Annotated in this window: 18 protein-coding genes; 16 read left to right on the top strand and 2 right to left on the bottom strand. The window is 42.4% G+C overall.

Annotation, left to right across the window (positions count from 1 at the left end; genetic code table 11):
• Positions 1–36: 36 nt before the first annotated feature.
• The 9 genes from pyrR (at position 37) to C5745_RS08750 (ending at position 11,179) form a co-directional block, all read left to right on the top strand.
• Positions 37–582 carry a bifunctional pyr operon transcriptional regulator/uracil phosphoribosyltransferase PyrR gene (gene pyrR, locus C5745_RS08790; RefSeq protein ID WP_105716611.1) on the top strand — a complete coding sequence of 182 codons (546 nt, stop codon included), beginning with the start codon at positions 37–39 and terminating at the stop codon, positions 580–582.
• Between the two features lie 22 nt (positions 583–604).
• Positions 605–1,543: an aspartate carbamoyltransferase catalytic subunit gene (locus tag C5745_RS08785; protein ID WP_105716610.1), complete on the top strand. Its 939-nt coding sequence runs from the start codon at positions 605–607 to the stop codon at positions 1,541–1,543.
• Between the two features lie 242 nt (positions 1,544–1,785).
• Positions 1,786–4,815, top strand: coding sequence for a tetratricopeptide repeat protein (locus C5745_RS08780; protein WP_105716609.1), 3,030 nt, complete (start codon positions 1,786–1,788; stop codon positions 4,813–4,815).
• A 70-nt stretch (positions 4,816–4,885) separates the two neighbouring features.
• Positions 4,886–6,622: a porin family protein gene (locus C5745_RS08775; RefSeq protein WP_105716608.1), complete on the top strand. Its 1,737-nt coding sequence runs from the start codon at positions 4,886–4,888 to the stop codon at positions 6,620–6,622.
• A gap of 40 nt (positions 6,623–6,662) precedes the next feature.
• Entirely contained in the window at positions 6,663–7,736 is a 1,074-nt protein-coding gene (locus C5745_RS08770) for an HU domain-containing protein (protein WP_105716607.1), read from the top strand.
• A 38-nt stretch (positions 7,737–7,774) separates the two neighbouring features.
• Positions 7,775–8,467 (top strand): MotA/TolQ/ExbB proton channel family protein, encoded by a 693-nt coding sequence (locus C5745_RS08765; protein WP_105716606.1) that lies wholly within the window; start codon positions 7,775–7,777, stop codon positions 8,465–8,467.
• An 11-nt stretch (positions 8,468–8,478) separates the two neighbouring features.
• Positions 8,479–8,886 (top strand): ExbD/TolR family protein, encoded by a 408-nt coding sequence (locus C5745_RS08760; RefSeq protein ID WP_105716605.1) that lies wholly within the window; start codon positions 8,479–8,481, stop codon positions 8,884–8,886.
• A 99-nt stretch (positions 8,887–8,985) separates the two neighbouring features.
• On the top strand, positions 8,986–9,807 hold the full coding sequence (locus C5745_RS08755) for an energy transducer TonB (RefSeq protein ID WP_105716604.1): 822 nt from the start codon (positions 8,986–8,988) through the stop codon (positions 9,805–9,807).
• Between the two features lie 58 nt (positions 9,808–9,865).
• Positions 9,866–11,179: a bifunctional folylpolyglutamate synthase/dihydrofolate synthase gene (locus tag C5745_RS08750; RefSeq protein ID WP_243403292.1), complete on the top strand. Its 1,314-nt coding sequence runs from the start codon at positions 9,866–9,868 to the stop codon at positions 11,177–11,179.
• Positions 11,180–11,181: 2 nt separating this feature from the next.
• On the opposite strand, the gene C5745_RS08745 is transcribed toward C5745_RS08750, so the two are convergent.
• Together C5745_RS08745 and C5745_RS08740 are read right to left on the bottom strand one after the other, a co-directional pair.
• A complete protein-coding gene (locus C5745_RS08745; RefSeq protein WP_105716603.1) occupies positions 11,182–12,267 on the bottom strand; it encodes an AI-2E family transporter in 1,086 nt (361 codons plus the stop codon).
• Between the two features lie 87 nt (positions 12,268–12,354).
• Entirely contained in the window at positions 12,355–13,425 is a 1,071-nt protein-coding gene (locus C5745_RS08740; RefSeq protein WP_105716602.1) for an SGNH/GDSL hydrolase family protein, read from the bottom strand.
• 140 nt (positions 13,426–13,565) lie between these two features.
• Here C5745_RS08740 and rplM point away from each other — a divergent pair, with 140 nt between their 5' ends.
• The 7 genes from rplM to C5745_RS08705 all read left to right on the top strand — a co-directional run bounded on the left by rplM (position 13,566) and on the right by C5745_RS08705 (position 20,365).
• Positions 13,566–14,009, top strand: coding sequence for a 50S ribosomal protein L13 (gene rplM / locus C5745_RS08735; protein WP_105716601.1), 444 nt, complete (start codon positions 13,566–13,568; stop codon positions 14,007–14,009).
• An 11-nt stretch (positions 14,010–14,020) separates the two neighbouring features.
• Positions 14,021–14,407, top strand: a complete 387-nt coding sequence (gene rpsI / locus C5745_RS08730; RefSeq protein WP_105716600.1) for a 30S ribosomal protein S9 — start codon at positions 14,021–14,023, stop codon at positions 14,405–14,407.
• Positions 14,408–14,425: 18 nt separating this feature from the next.
• Positions 14,426–15,232: a 30S ribosomal protein S2 gene (gene rpsB / locus C5745_RS08725; protein ID WP_105716599.1), complete on the top strand. Its 807-nt coding sequence runs from the start codon at positions 14,426–14,428 to the stop codon at positions 15,230–15,232.
• 264 nt (positions 15,233–15,496) lie between these two features.
• Positions 15,497–16,333, top strand: a complete 837-nt coding sequence (gene tsf, locus C5745_RS08720; protein WP_105716598.1) for a translation elongation factor Ts — start codon at positions 15,497–15,499, stop codon at positions 16,331–16,333.
• Positions 16,334–16,529: 196 nt separating this feature from the next.
• Positions 16,530–18,245, top strand: coding sequence for a tetratricopeptide repeat protein (locus tag C5745_RS08715; RefSeq protein WP_105716597.1), 1,716 nt, complete (start codon positions 16,530–16,532; stop codon positions 18,243–18,245).
• Positions 18,235–19,017 (top strand): DUF4292 domain-containing protein, encoded by a 783-nt coding sequence (locus C5745_RS08710; protein WP_105716596.1) that lies wholly within the window; start codon positions 18,235–18,237, stop codon positions 19,015–19,017. The genes C5745_RS08715 and C5745_RS08710 overlap by 11 nt, the downstream gene beginning before the upstream one ends.
• Positions 19,018–19,093: 76 nt before the next feature.
• Positions 19,094–20,365 carry a murein hydrolase activator EnvC family protein gene (locus C5745_RS08705; RefSeq protein WP_105716595.1) on the top strand — a complete coding sequence of 424 codons (1,272 nt, stop codon included), beginning with the start codon at positions 19,094–19,096 and terminating at the stop codon, positions 20,363–20,365.
• The last annotated feature ends 58 nt before the right edge of the window (positions 20,366–20,423 follow it).

Genomic DNA, 20,423 nt, shown 5'->3' with positions numbered 1-20,423 from the left:
GAGAAAATACATTATTTTTGCTTAAATATTCCGATGATGAAGCAGTCCATTTTATTAGAAGGAGCTAAATTTCACATAACAATTAAACGCCTGTGCCAGCAACTGATTGAAAATCACGGTGATTTTTCTAATGCCGTGTTAATTGGGATTCAGCCCCGAGGCACCTATTTGGCTGAACGTATTCAAAAGGAAATTAAAGCAACAGCGGGCGTGGAGGTGCAGTTGGGTATTTTGGATATCACGTTCTACCGGGATGACTTTCGAATGAAGGGCGCTAATCCATTGGCAGCTAGTAGTACAGAGATCGATTTTATGGTCGATGATAAGGATGTCATTTTGATTGACGATGTGCTATGGACAGGGCGAACAATTCGTTCCGCTATGGATGCGATACAAGCATTTGGCAGACCAGCTAAAATGGAACTCATGGTGCTTGTCGACCGCCGCTTTTCTCGTCAAATACCCATACAACCTGATTATATCGGGATACCGGTTGATTCCATAGATTCGCAAAAAGTAGTCGTGAGCTGGCACGGTATTGACGAGGCGGACAGCATTGTGCTGATTACGGAAAAGAAATAAAGCGACAGAAAATTTTCATAACATGTCAACTACAATTGAGCAGCTAAGTACAAGACATCTTCTAGGAATAAAGGATTTGAATGAAAATGATATTCAGCTTATCCTAGATACAGCATCAAATTTTAAGGAAGTATTAAACCGTCCGATAAAGAAAGTACCTTCTTTACGGGATATTACGATAGCGAACGTTTTTTTCGAAAACTCTACGCGCACGCGTTTGTCGTTTGAATTGGCGGAGAAACGCCTTTCTGCCGATACCATTAATTTTGCAGCTTCTTCTTCGTCCGTTAGCAAAGGTGAAACGTTGATTGATACGGTAAACAATATCTTGGCCATGAAAGTTGACATGATTGTCATGCGCCACCCGTATGCTGGTGCTGGTATTTTCCTAAGTAAACATATCGACGCGCAAATTGTCAACGCGGGGGACGGTGCCCACGAGCACCCTACACAGGCGTTGCTTGATTCTTTTTCTATTCGGGAACGGCTTGGTGATGTGGCTGGACGAAAAGTGGCGATTATAGGCGATATATTGCACTCGCGCGTTGCCTTATCAAATATCCTTTGCCTGCAAAAACAGGGAGCAGAAGTAATGGTCTGCGGACCGACAACACTTATTCCTAAATATATCAGCTCACTTGGTGTTAAGGTAGAACATAATTTGCGTAAGGCTTTGCAATGGTGCGATGTGGCTAATATGTTGCGTATTCAGCTCGAGCGACAGGATATAGGTTATTTTCCTTCCTTACGCGAATATTCCATGCTTTATGGCCTCAATAAAGAGATATTGGACTCCCTGGACAAAGAAATCACCATTATGCACCCGGGCCCGATCAATCGAGGAGTGGAAATAACCTCCGATGTCGCGGATAGTAAACATGCTATTATTCTAGAACAGGTCGAAAATGGCGTAGCGGTGCGTATGGCTGTACTTTATCTGCTTGCGGGCCAACGGGGCTAAGGGCAGAACAGGCCTACGTCTTTGCCGAAGATATAAAAAAATAAAAATATGCCCAACTATCAGAAGTTGGGCATATTTTTCGGGTAAAAAGTTCGTTATAAATGCATGGTTACCAACAGATGTTAAGAACTTTTGAGGAAAACGTGAAAGTATAGTTATAATTTAGTATCCTGAAGAATTGAGCCTTGAGGTGAGGCGTTTTATGTATAATGCGAAGATTTTTTGTTGAATAATTCATCAGTATGAATAAGAAAATTTATGGTGTAGGACTGGCATTGAGTTTAATTGGAACTACAGCGTTTGGACAGCAAACGGCGTGGCAACAGATAAACAATGCATACAAATCCGGAATGGAGTTGTTTGAGAGAGGCAAATTCAGCTCTGCCGCAAAGCAATTTGACCGGGTCGAGGACATCCGAACTAAATCCACTTTACAATTGGACGAAACGGAGGAGCTTACCCTGATCAAAGAAAATGTTCGCTTTTATCAGGCAATCTGTGCGCTGGAGCTTGGCGATACCAATGCCGAGTCCCGTTTTTTGAAATATATTAAAGACTATCCGGCCAGTGCAAATTCAAAGGCGGCCTATTTTCAGATAGGCCGGTCATATTATGCGAAGAAAGAATATGCTAAAGCCATTGAGTGGTTTGAGAAAATCGATAGCAAAAATCTCGCAGGAGCGGAAAACGTAGAATATCGGTTCAAACTTGCTTATGCAAAGTTTATGACCGACGATTTTGAGGCTTCTAAGCCGCTATTTGAACGACTGAAGGACGAAAGTAGCCAGTACCAGGAAGCATCTATCTATTACTATGCCTATTTGAGTTATTTAGATGCAGAATATAAGACCGCGCTGAACGAATTTGAACGACTAGCGGGATCGAAAACGTATGAGACTAGTTACCCGTACTATATTACCGCACTTTATTTCTTAGACAAACGCTACGATGACGTATTGAACTATGCACTCCCTATCCTAGATCGTACGAAGCAAGAGAATGAGACAGAACTTTTCCGTATTGTGGCGGCAACCTATTTCATCAAAGGAGATTTAGAAAAATCAAAAAATTATTACGACAAGTTTCAGGCTCAGGATCAAGGCAAGACTCAAAATAATCAAGATAGTTATCAAATTGGTTATATAGCCTATAGGTTGAAAGACTATGACAAGGCTATCAGCGAATTGGAAAAGTTAAGTGAACCAGACGCCTACTACCAAAGTGCGATGATCACACTAGGAGATTCTTTTTTGAAAACAGGTAATAAACAGAGTGCACGTAATGCCTTCTTTAGGGCGTCAAAATTGGATTTTGATCCCGAGCTTAAAGAAGAGGGGCTTTTTAACTACGCGAAGTTGTCATACGAGTTGGAATTTCACCAAGTGGCATTGGATGCGACGCAAGAATACTTGGATACGTACCCAAGTTCAGCACGTTTGGAAGAAGCAAAAACTTTGTTGGCTGAAGTGTTGCTGAGCACCAAGAACTATCGTGCGGCAGTGGATATCTTGGAGGGGATAGGAAAGCGTGGACGAGATGCAAATGCAGCGTATCAGAAGGTGACGTATTACCGTGGTCTAGAGTTCTACAATGAACGCGCTTTTGAGAATGCCATATCCCTGTTTATACGCTCGGAGGCGAACCGATACGATGAAGAAATATACGCACTGGCATTATATTGGAAAGCGGAGGCGATGTACGAGGTTCGTAAATATGGCGAATCGGTAGCCAATTTTAATAAGTTTATGCAATTGCCAGCAGCTCGTAAAACCGACGTGTATAGTTACGCGAATTACGCGCTTGCTTATGCGGCATTCCGTAACGATCGTTACACCACAGCAGCCAACTATTTCGAACGCTTCTTAGCAACAGGCGGTAAAGATGGAATTGAACTGAACACACGTAACGACGCCATTGCTCGTTTGGCAGACTCTTACTTCGGTATGAAAAACTATGGAAAGGCCATGGAACAATATAATCGTTTGATTAGTTCCAATGCTGCGAGTCAGGATTATGCGTTATTCCAAAGAGGGATTATACAAGGCCTGCAAGGGGATAATAACACCAAAATCGCCACGTTAAGTTCGGTTGTTCAGAAATATCCGAAATCGAATTATGCCGATGATGTGGCTTTTGAGATTCCTTATACATATTTCTTGATGGGCGATCATGACCGTGCAATTGATGGCCTACAGCAAATGGTAGAAGATTATCCACGTAGTAGTTATGTGCCCAGAGCGTTGGTTACTATTGGATTAGTACAATATAATAAAAATGATAACGACGCGGCATTAAAGACCTTTCAACGTGTTGTTGACCAATATGCTATAACGGATGAGGCGCAGCAAGCCATGCGCTCGATTGAGAATATCTATCTGGACAAAGGAGATGCTTCCGGTTACATTCGCTATGCGACAAGTACCAATATTGGCGACTTGAGCACAGCGGAACAGGATAGCCATACCTTCAGCGTTGCGAAAACACTATTTGACAGAGGCAATTATCAAGGAGCGGTAGAAGCTATCAACGCTTATTTCGATAAGTTTCCTAAGCCTATTCAGGAAAAGCATGCGCGCTTTATTCGCGGAGAAAGTTATGCCCGTTTAGGAAAGGACGATGAGGCGCTTCATGATTTTAATATTATCATGAACGATTGGACAAGTGCTTATACGGAACAGACACTGGTTAGCGTAGCTAGATTATATCTAAACAAAAAGGCATACAATGAGGCCGTGCAAGTATTACGGAAGTTGGAGCTGACCTCCGAATACAAGTCAAATTATGGTTTCGCTATTAATAATCAGTTGATCAGCTATTATCATATCGGTGACTATGTGGAGACGCAACGTTACGCGAAATTGGTTAAAGAACACGATAAATCTTCTGAAGAAGATATTGCTCTTGCACACCTTTATGCTGGGAAAGCGTATGTGGCAACGAATAAACCAGTGGAAGCGCTAAAAGAGTTTAATTTAGCGGCGCTAAAGAGTAAAACGGTTACTGGTGCAGAAGCAAGGTATCTTGTTGCTGAGCAGCAGTTGAAAGCAAAACAATACGATAAAGCAATCGAATCTGCATTCGATATTGCCGATACGTTCTCTTCGTATGACTATTGGGTGGCAAAAGGGTTTATCCTTATGGCAGATGCTTACGCTGGAAAAGACGATACCTTCCAAGCGAAATCGACGTTGGAAAGTGTGATAGACAATTACGATAATGAAAAGGACGATGTGCTAAAAGAAGCCAAGTCTAGGTTACAAAAATTGAAATAACAAGAATTAGATGAAGCCAATCCGCCAAGCGGAGCGCGCGCTCATCAGCCATAAAGAAAAAAATACTTAGATGAAATTGCATAAAACAGTATTTGGGAAGTACGCAATAATGGCGTTGTTACTTGGTATAGGTGTGAAGGGATATGCACAGCGGGATACCGTTCCGGAGAGACCGGTGACGATTGATTCTTTTGATGTTGTCCGTGATTATAGGCCCCTTCTTGCCGATGCAGTCAAGATTCGTCGCAGTCCGGATATGACAAATAAGCGCAGTTACATGCCGAAGTTGTCCTATGGAAGTATACCGGATAAAAAGTTGGACATCAACACGGGATTAAAGGAGCTAAATGTACAAGAGACGCCTTTTTCACGAGAGCAGGATCTACGAAGCAATTACCTGAAGTTTGGCTTAGGAAATTTCAATACTATTTTGGGAGAGGGATATTTCGCTTATGATGTTTACGAGGATATGCAGGTAGGCGGTTTCCTAAAGCATTTAAGTCAAAAGGGGAGTTTGGAAGGACAGAAATTTTCTCGTCAGGAAGTGGGCGTATTTGGCAGACGGATCTTACCCTTATTTACGGTAGACGGTTTAGTCGGTTATAATCGCTATGCTACGAACTTTTACGGAATACCATTGGCAGATGACGGGATGACATCTCTAAACCCATCACCCGAAAGCCAAGCCTTCAACGATATCTATTTTACCGGCGAGTTAACCAGCAACTACGATCCAGATGATGATCAGGCAATTAGCTATTCAGCAAAGTTGGATGCTTATTCATTTAACGATAAGTTTGATGCGAAGGAAACATCTATAGCCTTATCCGCTTATTTAAATAAACGCGTGAATGCTTTTAATGTTGGAGCTAATGTGAGTGTGGATATAAACAGTGTCGATGGTACCAACAATATGGCTAATGGCGGGAGAACGAAGAACTCTTTGGCTATTTTAAATCCGTATATCCGATTTAAAGGAGATAACTACGCCATTACTTTAGGCGCTAACTTTATTCCGGAATTTGGGGACAGCAGCAGTTTCAATATCTTCCCGTCCGCTGAAGTGGATTTCGCATTAGCGCCGGAGTACTTCCATATTTTCGGGGGAGTGAACGGAAGCGTTCAAAAAGCATCTTATCGTGAATTTGCAAGACAAAACCCGTTTTTAGGGCCTAACCTGGCAATCCAAAATATGGTGGAACGGTTACACGTCTTTGGAGGTATCAAGGGAAATGCAGGGGCTACGTTCGGGTATAAAGCGAAAGCCATATATAGGCAATTGGAGGGAATGCCGTTGTTTGTAAATAATACGGAAAGGCCTTTTTGGTTTGATATGGTGTATGACGGAGACGGTGACAAGGCTGTAAAACATGTTGGTATAGAAGGAGAACTCAATGTGCGTCTCTCCAAACTCGTGAACTTAGGCGGTCGCTTAAACATTGATCAATATACCGCAGCACAACAAGAGGAAGCGTGGCACACGCCTAAGTTGCGATTGGCCGCTAACGCGCGCTTTAACATCTCGGAGAAATTGTATATTGATGCAGAAGCGTTGTTTCACGGGGTTTCCTATGGGAAAGCCTTTGATTATGATGCGGCCACTAGAGGCGTAATGTCGACAGATGATTATTATCGAAAAGAAGTGCCCTCATTTTTTGATTTAAGTGCTGGTGCAGAATATAAGGCAACGAAACAGCTGGGGCTTTTTGTAAAAGCAAATAATATATTCAATACGGAATATCAGACATATTTATATTATCCAAGACTCGGATTTAACGTGCTTGGTGGTTTAAATTTTTCATTTTAAACGCAGAAGATTATAACTTTGCAAATTAATAGAAGATAGGATGAACTTAGGTAAAAACGTTTATAATCTGTTAAAAAGGCAATCCGAAGTATATGTGAACGGGTTAGGCTCTTTTAGGCGGAATCATACGTCGGCAACGTATGATGAGAAACGGAATGTCTATCTTCCTCCCATCACCTTTATTGATTTTGATAGGATTGGTAATCGGGGATACGACTTCATCCAATACATACAACAGCTCTACCTTATTGAACGGAAGGAAGCAGAGGAGGCGGTGGCTTCGGAAGTGGCGGACCTACTTCGTCGGGTACAACAAGATGGTCAAGCGAAGTTAGACGACCTAGGTTATTTGGTGAGTTACGGAGATAGCTATGTGTTCAAAGCGTTGGATTTGTCCGGTTTTCATTATGAACCCGTAGACGCAACACTAGCCGGGCAGCAACAACCTATCACAACGGAAGTACCGGAACCGGACAAGGAAGAAATAGTATCTAAAACCGAGGAGGATGCTGGTGTCGATGATGAGCCGCTGACGGAGGGGCAAGCAACAAACGAGATAGAGCAACCCGTGGCAGCAGCTATCGTAGAACCTGCTGTTGCCGATGAAGAAGAGATACCAACATCCAGCAGTAACACTATATGGTATGTCATTACTGCATTGATCGCGGTAGGTATCATGGTGGCGTTGTATTTTGCAAACCAAAACCAACCAGGATCGAAAAAACAAGTGTCTGATGTCGATTCGACGCTACGTGAACAAGATACAGCGGCGCTTTCTCTTGTAGCAGATTCCACAATGGTTACGGATTCATTAGGACAACATTTTATAGATAGCACTGAAACAAAAGCAATAGAGCAGGGGCCGTTGGTTCCCGAGCACCACATATGGCAAATTGTAATAGGCTCACACAAGACTTTGGCGCAAGCTTTTGAACAAGCTGAATCCTACCATAAAGCTGGGTTCCCGCGAGTTAGGGTGATTCCAAGCAATCTGGCAAAGAATCGGAAGAAAGTAATTTGGGATTCTTACGAAACAAAACAGGAAGTAGATTCGGCGCTGAGATATGTGCAAAGGCATCATATAAAGGATGCTTGGCCAGATAAGATTAAATAAGTAGTAAATAAACCCCATAAACAAATATTATAAAGACAATGTCAGTTATGCAAGAGATGGATTCTTTGAACACAGTTCAACAGCAGGCTATAGAGTTAGCGACTACAGAGGAGAGCCTAAACATGATTCAGATGTTGATGAAAGGAGGATGGATCATGATTCCGATCACGTTTCTTTTGTTTCTCGCATTGGTTATCTTCTTTGAGCGGTATATAACGATCAGAAAGGCGACAAAATCGGACACAGGTTTGATGTCGCAGGTGAAGAGTAATGTAATGTCTGGGCGCTTAGATGCAGCGGTTGCCATTTGTCGCTCCAATAATTCAGCTTTGGGACGGATGCTCCAAAAAGGGCTGTCTCGGGTAGGGAGACCTATTAAGGATATAGAAGGAGCCATAGAAAATGCGGGCAAACTCGAAGTTTCCAAATTGGAGAAAAATATCAATATTTTGGGTATCGTGGCAGGTATCGCCCCTATGATGGGCTTCGTCGGAACAATTTTTGGGGTTATCCAGATCTTCCGTGAAGTTGAGCTGGCCGGAGGTATAGACATCGGTACGGTTTCCGGTGGTCTTTATGTCAAAATGATCGCGTCAGCTAGTGGGTTGACGGTAGGGATTTTGGCATATATCGGTTACCATGCATTGAATATGATGGTAGAACGGTTGATTCTCCGTATGGAAACGGAGGCGGTGGAATTTATCGATTTATTAGATGAGCCGGGAGCGTAAAACTTTAAGGGATGAATTTAAGAAATAGACGACATAGACCCACAGCAGAAGTGCATACAGCTGCACTGAACGATATCATGTTTTTTTTGATGTTGTTTTTCTTGTTAGCATCTGCTGTGGCCAACCCGCAAGTGGTTAAATTGTTGTTGCCAAAATCTAGTGCGGGTGAGCAATCAGTAGCGAAAAAAACCATGACGGTTTCCATTACATCAGATTTAACTTATCACGTAGATAAGCAGCCGGTCAATTTAGAACAATTGGAACCATTGATTCAATCGAATATATCGACTGGTGAGGAATTGACGATTATGTTATACGCAGACAGTGCTGTACCCATCCAAAACGTCATCGCTGTAATGGATATCGCGAACAGGAATCGGGTAAGGATGGTTTTGGCGACGGAACCAAAGAAAGATTAGCATTAAACGATTTGACCATCGTATGGTCAAACGGTTAATGATTATCTACGTCAAGCTATCATTAACCGTTCAAGGCAGAAATAAATAGATGAAATAGACATGTACTACCATTCACAAGAGGAAAATAATATGCCCAAGGCAGTTGGTTTGTCGACTGCAGTGATGGGGTTATTCGTGTTAATCGGTTTCTTTATCGTATTTGGAGGGGATGTACCGCATTATGGGATGGGCGGCATCATTGTTAATTACGGTACTTCTGACGAGGGTATGGGAGATGATTATATGAGCGTCGATGAGCCATCGATGAGTGAAAATGCCAATAATGTACAACCCGATAAAGTAGATCCAAATACGACACCTGTGCCTACACCATCGCAGCAGGTGACGGATAAGGTTGTCGCTACACAAGATATGGATGATGCACCTGCAGTGCCTAAACAGGAGAAGCCTGTACAGGCGAATGCAGACGTCGCGACAGCGGAAAAGAAAGAATCGAAACCAGCAGTGAATCCAAACGCTTTATACAAAGGCAAACAAAATAACGCTACTGGAAGAGGAGATGGAACCGGAACGACGGCCGGAAATCAAGGTAGCAACCTTGGAGATCCGCTAGCGAGCAATTATGGTGAAGGGGGATCGGGCGATGGAAATATGATGTTGACGATTGCGAACAGACGATTTGAAGTGCCACCCAAAATAGAAGATAATGGCCAGCAGGCCGGCCGTGTGGCGGTTGAGTTTAGGGTTAACAAAAACGGCGTGGTTACACATGCGCGAGCGGGCGTAAGAGGAACAACCATTTCGAGTCGCGCATTATTGGAGAAGTGCGAACGTGCGATGATGTCGGCGCGCTTGAATCAACTGCCGAATGCTCCCGAATCTCAAACAGGGATCATTGTTTTCAATTTCAAGTTAAGGTAGGCCTTTCTATAATATCGGCATGAACTGCAAACTTCATTGCGACTAAGCGATTATTTTAATGAAAGAGACGTATAAGGAGGTTATCGCGTATTTGTTTGCTCGATTACCCATGTTTACCCGTGACGGTGCAAGCGCGATAAAGAAGGATATCGACAATACGGTGCGTTTCTGCCAGGCACTGGGCAATCCCCATACACAATTTAAATCTATTCATGTCGCCGGGACAAACGGCAAAGGGTCTACATCGCATCTATTGGCTTCTGTTTTAGCATCCGCCGGATACAAAACCGGATTATATACCTCGCCTCATCTTGTCGACTTTAGAGAACGTATCCGTATAGACGGAGAGATGATCCCCGAAGAAAACGTGATTGACTTTGTTGATCGGCATCGTTCCTTGATAGAAGAGATACAACCCTCTTTTTTTGAGGTGACGGTAGCTATGGCATTTGATTACTTTGCGACAGAGCAGGTAGATGTTGCCCTTATTGAAGTGGGATTGGGGGGGAGGCTGGACAGTACCAATATTTTGCTTCCCGAGTTATGTGTGATTACCAATATTGGAATGGACCATACCGATTTGCTCGGAAATACATTGGCGGAAATCGCAGCGGAGAAAGCCGGCATCATCAAACCAGGAGTGCCCGTGGTCGTATCCGAGCGCGACGAAACGATAGCGCATATTTTTGAACAGAAAGCTCGCGAAATGAACGCCCCTTTACGTTTTGCTTCATCAGAGTTAACCGTGCAAACCTGTGAACATAGTGGCCAAGGTCTACTGGTAACGGTAGCGGATAATATTCGTCATCAGACGAAAGACCTATATGTTGGACTAGCGGGACATTATCAACAAAAGAATATCTTGGGTGTCTTGACCGCAGTGGATGAACTGCGGAAACGGAATTGGACGATCGGTACAGAACAATTATGTGAGGGGCTTGCCAACGTAACGCGAAATACAGGCTTACAAGGGAGATGGCAGACCCTATCAAGAGATCCGCTCATCGTATGTGATACGGGGCATAATGAGGATGGTATCCGGGAGGTTCTTGCAACCATCTGGTCAACACCGCACAGGAAGTTGCATATTGTCATTGGTGTAATGCGAGATAAAGACATAAGTCACATGCTACCACAACTTCCAAAAGATGCTGTTTACTATTATTGTAGTCCGGCTATTTCACGCGCAATGCTCGCAACAGAATTGAAAGACAAAGCAATGCAATACGGCTTGAAAGGTATGGCGTACCCGTCCGTCAGTAGCGCAGTGCTTTCTGCAAAAGAAGCATATCAGGAGGGGGACTTAATTTTCGTGGGTGGAAGTAATTTCGTAGTGGCCGAGGTGCTAAAAGATTACAGCGACATCCGCTGATTTTATCCGTTTTCATCGGGTGAGTCCTTTTGTTGCAGTACACGCGGACGACTGTAATCCCGCACAATACCCTTTCCGTATTCATTGCTGTATACTTTGATCAGTACGCCAATAGAGGAGAGGATCAACGGTCCAAAAATAAGCCCAAGCATGCCGAAGAGATTCAAACCTAGCAGTACGCCAAATACAGTGATCATCGGTGGGACATTTCCAATGGTTTTTAAGATAGTAAAGCGTAAAATGTTATCGATTCCGCCTACTAAAAAGAAGCAATAAAGGGTTAAACCAATGGCGTTGCCGAGTGAACCCGTTGCGAATGCGACCAGGCAGATGGGGACGTAAATCGCCATCGTTCCCAAAATCGGAATAATAGAAGCCACTCCCGTCAGCAGCCCAAGTAAAATATAACTTTCAACCCCGAAAATCCAATACCCGACTATCGCAACCACACCTTGGAAAAATCCGAGGATAGGAATGCCGAGCGCATTTGAGCGTACCATCATATTTACTTCGTCCCATATCTCTTGCTTACTCATGCGGCTGAATGGAAGGGCACGGTAAATTGTGATTTCCATCCTTTTTGAATGCACCTGCATAAAATACAGTACGAAGAGTGCTACGACTATATTGATCGCGACCTCAGCGACCGAATTTAAGATGCTGGGGACATAGCGGGTTAAATTTTGCAAGAAAGTTAGTAAAGCGGCGTCCGACATATCGATATCTTTTAAGAGAGGTTTATCGGCCATGTATTCCTTCAGCATATTAAACTTTTGCACAATTTCTTCGCGATTCCCCAAAAAGCTGTTAAGTTGCGCAATCAGATAATCAATAAGTGCCCAAAGAGGCAGTACGATAAATACAATTGATAACACGATGAAAAAGATACTAGCCAATGGCTTGCTCCATCGGCGAACTTCTGTAAGATGAAAATACGACTTACGGAACAAGATATAAAGCGTAATAGCGCCCAAAAATCCGGGCAAATAATAGGATAGGCTGCTGAAAACGAGGATCAATATCAAGACAATGATCAGGATCAGCATAATCTGATTGATGGAGTTGTTGTTAATTTGTTTGTATTTCATCGCTCGTCGATATACGGCACAAAATACATAATTAGCGTTAGGTTTTGAAATCTAATATGCTTTTTTCGGTATTCCATATCTGCGCCTCTATCGCTTCAATATCTGTTCTATTTCTGGCTGAATGATTTTTACCATGCGCTCGAAACCGACATCTGTTGGATGAGTGCCATCCACAGTGCCTTCGTAGTCATCCCCAATAAGGTGATCTGCTGGCAAGTAGAAGAGATTCTTATAACCTGCTGCAAGTAATCGTTCATATTCTGCTTTGAAATTGATGTTTTGTTCATGTCGCTTTTTCTTCCATTCGAGGTTGTAATTTCCGATTTGTCTAATAATACTCTCTATCAGCAGGATTGGCGTATGGGGATGTGCTTTCCGAAGTTCCTGTACGAAAGCAAAAGTGCGCTCCGTAACTTGCTGAGGCGAACAGTTAGGTACACAATCTAGGACAATCAAATCTACATCTTGAATGTCGTTTATCATTTGGGCAACTCCCAGTTCCATCTTTGCGTTTCCACTGACACCCATATTGATGACATCCGCATTTATACCACGTGATATCTTCGCTGGATACGCCAAGCCCGGACGACTAGCCGATGCACCATGTACGATGCTGGAACCGTAAACAATTATTTTTTTATCAAACTGCTGCACGGTAGGGAAAAAGGTTGCGTGTTCGTCGATGTGAAGCTGAAACGATCGGAGTTCTTTATAAAGCGGAAAATACAGTAGGAATTCCTTTTCTGTTTTCTCCATGTTTTCGACGATCGTAAAACGGCTCGCTACGTTCTTTAGGTTTGGGCGTGCCACACCAGCGAAGCGCCAACCGTCGGACTCTTTTACATAAGCGTCAAATCCGCGGGACATGATGGGAGTGGAGTTGTTAGCTAATGCGGCGTCGGCGGTTTCCCAATCTATAGAGAGCTTCGCGCTATTCGTACGGAACGTGACAAACAGCCCTGCCGAATGCGTAAATAATTTCTTTACGGCGGGGGGGAGATTCTCGTATTTTGTGGTGTCTATTCGATGAAAACCAAGGTTTTCCGTAAACGCCCTGCCTTGGATGGTGAGTTTGGAGGATGGAATGACCTGTTGGGCTTTTATACCTGAAAGGCTGCTTAATAATCCGACAATGATCAAGAGATATTTCGTTCGCATAGTTATTAAAGATGAGGTCCCCCAAACTTAGATAAAATGTTTTGCTTTTTAAAATTCATTATTGTACCTTTGCAGACCTTATTGTAGGGATTACAAGAAGATAGAATATTTTATTAATTATTTAATTTAAGCAAAAGCAAGTGAATACGTTAAGTTACAAAACTGTCTCTGCCAACAAAAACACCGTTAACAAGGAGTGGATTGTTGTTGACGCTGAAGGAGAGATTTTGGGGCGCTTAGCAAGCCAGATTGCGAAAGTAATTCGTGGCAAGCATAAGCCGGAGTTCACCCCACACGTAGACTGTGGAGATAACGTGATTGTTATCAATGCAGACAAAGTTAAGTTGACTGGAAACAAGTTAAGCGAGAAAGTGTACACACGTTACACAGGCTACCCAGGTGGTCAGCGCTTTACCTCTCCAAAAGAGTTGTTAGCTAAACATCCAGAACGCCTTGTTGAAAAAGCGGTTCGAGGAATGTTACCTAAAAACCGTTTAGGTCGTCAATTATTCAAAAACCTTTATGTTTATGCTGGGACAGAGCACAAACATGAGGCACAACAACCAAAACCAGTTAAATTTTAAGGAGAGCAAATATGTCAACAACGAATACTTCAGGAAGAAGAAAAACAGCTGTTGCCCGCATTTACTTATCAGCTGGTAGCGGAAACATTACCGTAAACGGTAAAGATTATAAAACATATTTCCCAACATTGCCATTGCAATACATTGTTACCCAGTCTATTGAGGTGGCGGGTGTTGCAGGGAATTTTGATGTGAAAGTTAACGTCGATGGTGGTGGTGTCAAAGGCCAAGCCGAAGCTGTACGTTTAGCAATTGCTAAAGCTTTGGTGGAGCTAGACCCAGAAGTAAAACCAGCGCTACGTGCAAAAGGCTTGATGACACGCGATGACCGTATGGTAGAGCGTAAGAAACCAGGACGTCGTAAAGCACGTAGAAGATTCCAATTCAGTAAACGTTAATCAAAGGAGGATCAAAAAATGGCAAGAACAACATATCAAGAATTATTGGATGCAGGTGTTCACTTTGGTCACCTTACTCGTAAGTGGGATCCGAAAATGGCTAAGTACATTTTCATGGAACGCAATGGTATTCATATCATCGACTTGAACAAAACGCTAACGAAATTAGAAGAAGCTGCTTCAGCTATCAAGCAAATCGTAAAGTCGGGTCGTAAAGTATTATTCGTAGCAACGAAAAAACAAGCAAAAGAAATAATCTCTGAACAGGCGAAAGCTGTAAACATGCCTTTCGTAACAGAAAGATGGTTGGGAGGAATGCTTACAAACTTTGCAACAGTGCGTAAGTCTATCAAGAAGATGTCCAACATCGACAAGATGCAAAAAGATGGTACGTACGCCGTATTGTCTAAAAAAGAGAAGTTGATGATTCAACGTGAGCGTATCAAGCTGGAAAGCCTTTTAGGAGGTATCGCTGACTTGAACCGTTTGCCTGCAGCTTTGTTTATCATCGATGTGAAAAAAGAACATATCGCGGTTTCAGAAGCAATTAAGTTGAACATTCCTACTTTTGCAATGGTCGATACAAACTCAGATCCTTCTAATATCGATTTTCCTATTCCGGCAAATGATGATGCAACAAAATCGATCAGTTTGATTGCTGAAATTATCGGAAAAGCAATCCAAGAAGGTTTGGATGAACGCAAACGCGATAAGGAAGAGGAAGCTGAAAAAGAAGCTGCGGCTGCTAAGGCTGCGGTAGACAACGGTGAAGCTGAAGAAGCTAACACTGGAAAACGTCCTCGTAAAGCAAAAGACGGAGAATAATATTTCTCCGTATTAAAGCCGGATAAACAAGTGTTAGTCTTTATGGAGCCCTGCTTCACGGAGTCTATCCAGGTTTGTCCGGTTTTTTTCTTAGATTGTATATTTTCAAAGGATAGAAAAGAAGCCTTGTTGTGCTTTTATCTGGCCAGCGGAAATGTTTCATGAGGGTTTTCCTTTATTTAACAAAAGTTTAATGCCTGCGTTGTATATATTTGTTATACTTGTCAGGCTGTCGAATCTTAAAATTATTAAAGAAATAAAAACATGTCAGTACAAATTTCTGCATCAGATGTAAACAAATTGCGTCAACAAACTGGCGCTGGTATGATGGATTGTAAAAAAGCGTTAGTAGAATCAAATGGTGATTTCGAAGCAGCTATCGACTACTTGCGTAAAAAAGGCGCTAAAGTGGCTGCGAGCCGTCAGGATCGCGATTCTAACGAAGGTGTGGTTATCGCTAAGGCTGCTGCTGATGGTAAATCAGGTATTGTGGTAGAGGTAAACTGTGAGACAGACTTTGTAGCGAAAAATGCAGATTTCGTAGCTTTCGCAGAGAAAATCGCTGACGTTGCGTTGCAAAATAACCCTACTTCTGTAGATGAACTGAAAGCGCTAACATTAGATGGTAAGCATATTGCCGATGCTTTAATTGAACAAACAGGCGTAATCGGTGAAAAAATCGATATCTCGAAATACGAGTCAGTTTCTGCTGAGAAAGTGATTGCGTATATCCACGGTAACTATCGTTTAGGTGTATTGGTGGGTCTATCCGCAGATGCAGCTGGTGCTGATGATGCTGGTAAAGATGTGGCAATGCAAATTGCAGCCATGAATCCTGTTGCTATTGATAAAGATGGTGTAGATCAAGAAACCATCGATCGCGAGATCGCCATCGCAAAAGAGCAAATCATTGCAGAGGGAAAACCAGCTGAAATGGCAGAAAAGATTGCGCAAGGTAAATTGAACAAGTTCTTCAAAGACACGACTTTGTTGAACCAAGAGTTTGTAAAAGACTCTTCAAAAAATATTGCTCAATTCTTGGATTCTGTTTCTAAGGGCTTGACAGTTACAGCATTTAAGCGTGTACAGTTAGGCGCATAATTTCGGCGGCAAAAGATATTTTTTGCCAGAATGCTTAATAAAGATTTAGCCTGTCCGGATAATGGACAGGCTTTGTTTTTACCCGTATTCTTAAAATTTAACCTATTTTAAGATACAAACGCTAAACTTTTGCTTTTTTTTGTCATCTTTATAAAGTGGAGGTTTGTTCCATTATAATAAACAGGAAGAAATTTGAATGAATATGTATAAAAAAGTAGCTTATATAGGATTACTTGTCATCGCGGGATTGTTTTACACTTTGAATATTTATGCACAACAGGGACAAATTGAAGAGAAACCTTATAAGCAATTGTTGGTTGAGGTAGAGGAGAAACTTCGTACGGGAGATTTGGCCGGAGCTATCGAAAAATTAGACGATATCCTCGCAAAATATCCCGATGCGGCAGAAGTATATTATGCAAAGGCACTGTTGTACGGACAGGCACGAAATTTTGATGTCGCTGTTCCTTTGGCCGAGAAAGCCCTGGAAATAGAACCAAAGCATATATTATATCTCAACTATCTTGTTGAGTTGCATAAAAGTCAGGGAAATATCGCTGGAGCGATTCCAGTGATCGACCGTGCAATTGGTGTATATCCGGACAATGCATCTTTGTACCGGGAGAAGATGTTATTATTGCATGCTTCTAAGCAATCAGACGAAGCTTTGCAGGTCTATGATGAGGCTGTTGCGAAATTTGGAAGTTCTGATACCTTGGATGTTATGAAGGCAGAGATGCTGGTTGATTTGAACAGGAAGCAAGAGGCGGAAAAAATACTATTACCACGACTAAAGAATAACTCCACCCTTCGTCAAGTGTATAGTACCCTAGGCTTCATTTACATGGAAAGGAATTCATCCAAACAGGCTATACAAATATTGGAGCAAGGGTTAGCGAATACGAACGACCACCTGTTGTATTTAGACCTTGCAGACGCCTATACAGCAGGAAAGAAAGACAGACAGGCATTTGAAGCCTTGCGAAAAGCATTTGAATCGCCAGATGTTAACTATATGGATAAACATCGTGTCATGTTTACGCTTTTGAGTGGCAAGTCCGAACTGCCGTTAGGGCAGATTCAGGATTTGGCAAATATATTGGTGTTAAAACACCCACGCATTGCGGATAGCCATGTAGCGAAAGGAGATGTGCTTTGGCGGAGGGGAAATCTGCAGGAAGCGCGGTCGCTGTTTCTTACCGCAGTAGGGATTAACAGAGCACACATCGACGCTTGGCGCATGTTGATGAATGTGGAAATGGCGCTTAACGAGGTAGACCAAGCCGTTAATCACGGCCTGGAAGCATTAGAAGCAAATCCGAATAACCCAATGCTTCTCTACTTTACAGGGTTAGCATACATGGTCAAGGATGACGGGGATAATGCCCGTAAGTTTATGGAAGCGGCGCTGGATAATAGCGGAGCGGAAAATACATATTTACAATCGCTTATCTACGCAGGTCTTGGTGATTTATATCATAAGTTGGAGATGGCCGAAGTGTCTGATGTTGCCTATGAAGAAGCTATTAAATTGGATAGCACGAACGCAACAGCAATGAACAATTATGCGTATTATTTAGCGGAACGTAACGAGAAATTAGAACTGGCGGAGAAGTTGTCTAGACAGTCAAACGAATTGGAGCCGGGTTCGAGCACCTTTCAAGATACTTACGCGTGGGTACTCTTTAAGCAAGAAAACTATAAAGAGGCGTTAAAATGGATCGAAAAGGCTGTGCAAGGGTCTTCTCCATCAGCAGTACTCTATGAACATTATGGCGATATACTGTTTAAGTCCGGTAATAGCAAGGAAGCAATAAGGAAGTGGAAAAAGGCTTTGACCATGCGCGATGGAAGTGGTATAGATGTGGAAAAGTTAAAGTCGAAAATAGCAACAGAAAGTTATGTGGAGTAGAATAATTATAACGTTGGCAATAGGTGCATTGATTTTTACTTCTTGTAAAACGAAACGAAAAATAGCGATGCCATCTCCTGATACACCAACGGAAATCAGTGCAGCGAGTGCAGCAAGTATCAAGACTTTTGAAATGAATAATCTGGATTTTCATACGTTTTCCGGACGAGCAAAAGCAAAAATCGAGATGGGTAAGAATGCGCATGACGTTACATTGAATGTCCGCATAGAACGAAATAAGGCGATATGGTTATCGGTGACGGCGATACTTGGGGTCGAAGTGGCTCGCATTTTAATTACACCAGATAGTGTTAAAATACTCAATAAATTTCAGGGAGAGTATATCGCAAAGCCTTTTTCGTACATATATAATTATACAAATCGAGGCGTTACGTTTGCTACGTTACAGGATTTACTAATGGCAAATGTGTCCTCTAACTTGTTACGTACCGAAAATGTACAGGTAGCTAGCGCTACGGATGAGTTTATCGTGGTTGGGATTAAGGAACAGTTATCCTATCAGTATCGGATAAACAAGGAAAACAGGCCATTTAACTTTGTCTTACAAGAAGTGGGAGGAACACACAATCTCGAAGCTTTTTATGGAGATTATGCTAAAACGGTTGGGTATAATTTTCCGCGGAATGTAGCGTTAAATATCGTGGGAGAGGAAGTGTCATTAAAAGTACAATTAGGTTATAACCGCGTGGCTTTTAACGAAAATATAGAGATGCCTTTTTCTGTTTCTAGTAGATACAAAGTAATAAATTAGTGATTATCACAATAAAAGCACAAAATAATCTTTATTTTTGTAGGCTTGTTTGCCGAGATATAGAGAAAAACGGTTCATGGATATAAAAAAAATACTATTTAGCTTCTTGTTTGTTTGCGGTGTTGGACTAGGGTATGTTTCTGCCCAGAGCAGTGCAGAACTAAAAAAGCAACGGGAAAAGATAGATGCGGAGATTGCCGAGTTAATGAAGATTGTGCGCGCAAAAACGCAAGAAAAGTTGCTTTCTCAAAAAGAGGTGAATGCGCTGAGTCGCCAATTAAATCTTCGGGAAGACAAAATCAAGACGATCAATGCAGAGCTGCGGATTATCAAAAATAATATCCAAAAGAATACGAAAGCGGTTAACCAATTAAAGGCGGAGTTGGAAAAGATGCGGAGCGATTATGAAAAAATGATTCTTTTTGCATTTAGGAACAAAAATGGGTATAATAAACTGATGTTTATTTTCGCGTCGAAAGATTTTAACCAAGCCTTTAAGCGCGTAAAATATTTACAACAGTTTAACGATGCGCGTAAGATAAAAGTGGCAGAAATTGAAGCGACCAAGAAGGAAATAGAACTGAAAATTGCACAATTGGAGAGCGATCGCGAAACGCAAAACAAACTGTTAAAGGAACAAGAAGGAGAGAAAGCAATTATTGCCAAAGACCGATCAGCGCATGCACAGGAGCTTAGTCAGTTGAAAAAAGAAGAATCCACGTACAGAGGCCAGTTAAGTCAGAAGCAACAGGAAAAGAAACGTATCGACGCGATGATACAGGCGGCAATCCGAAGGGAGATTGAAGCACAACGCAAACTCGCAGAAGAAGCGCGAAGAAAAGCCGCTGAAGCAGAGGCTAAACGGACGGGCAAATCCGTCGAGGAAGTTGAGAAGTCTGCACCTCGGAAGTCGGATAGCGAAGTCTTGCGTTCTACACCGGAAGCAGCTAAGCTCTCAGCAGATTTCAAATCCAATCGCGGACGTTTGCCGTGGCCGGTGGCTCAAGGAAATATTGTGCGTAACTTTGGATTCGAAACCGTAGAACGTAACGTGCGGATCGACAACTCCGACGTAGCGATTCGAACAGCGGACAACGCATCGGTAAAAGCAGTTTTCGAAGGGGATGTTGTACAAGTAATCGGAAGTTTTGTGGTTATTAAACACGGTGAGTATTTCACCTCGTATTCCAATCTGAAAAGTGTGTCGGTGAGACGTGGTCAAAAAGTAGGGAGAGGGCAACAGATTGGTACAGCAGGTGAAGATCCAGATGCTGGATATTCTATCGTGAATTTTGGTGTGTTTCAAGGACAGACCGCGATGAATCCCGTTTCCTGGTTAGCAAAATAATTACAAGAAATTCAGAATTTTAATTATATATTTGTAATGCGTTGATAATGAAAGCAAC

Source organism: Sphingobacterium haloxyli (assembly GCF_002980525.1).
GTDB lineage: Bacteria > Bacteroidota > Bacteroidia > Sphingobacteriales > Sphingobacteriaceae > Sphingobacterium > Sphingobacterium haloxyli.
The sequence above is the reverse complement of the archived record's forward strand: the minus strand, read 5'-3'. Positions and strand labels throughout refer to the sequence as shown.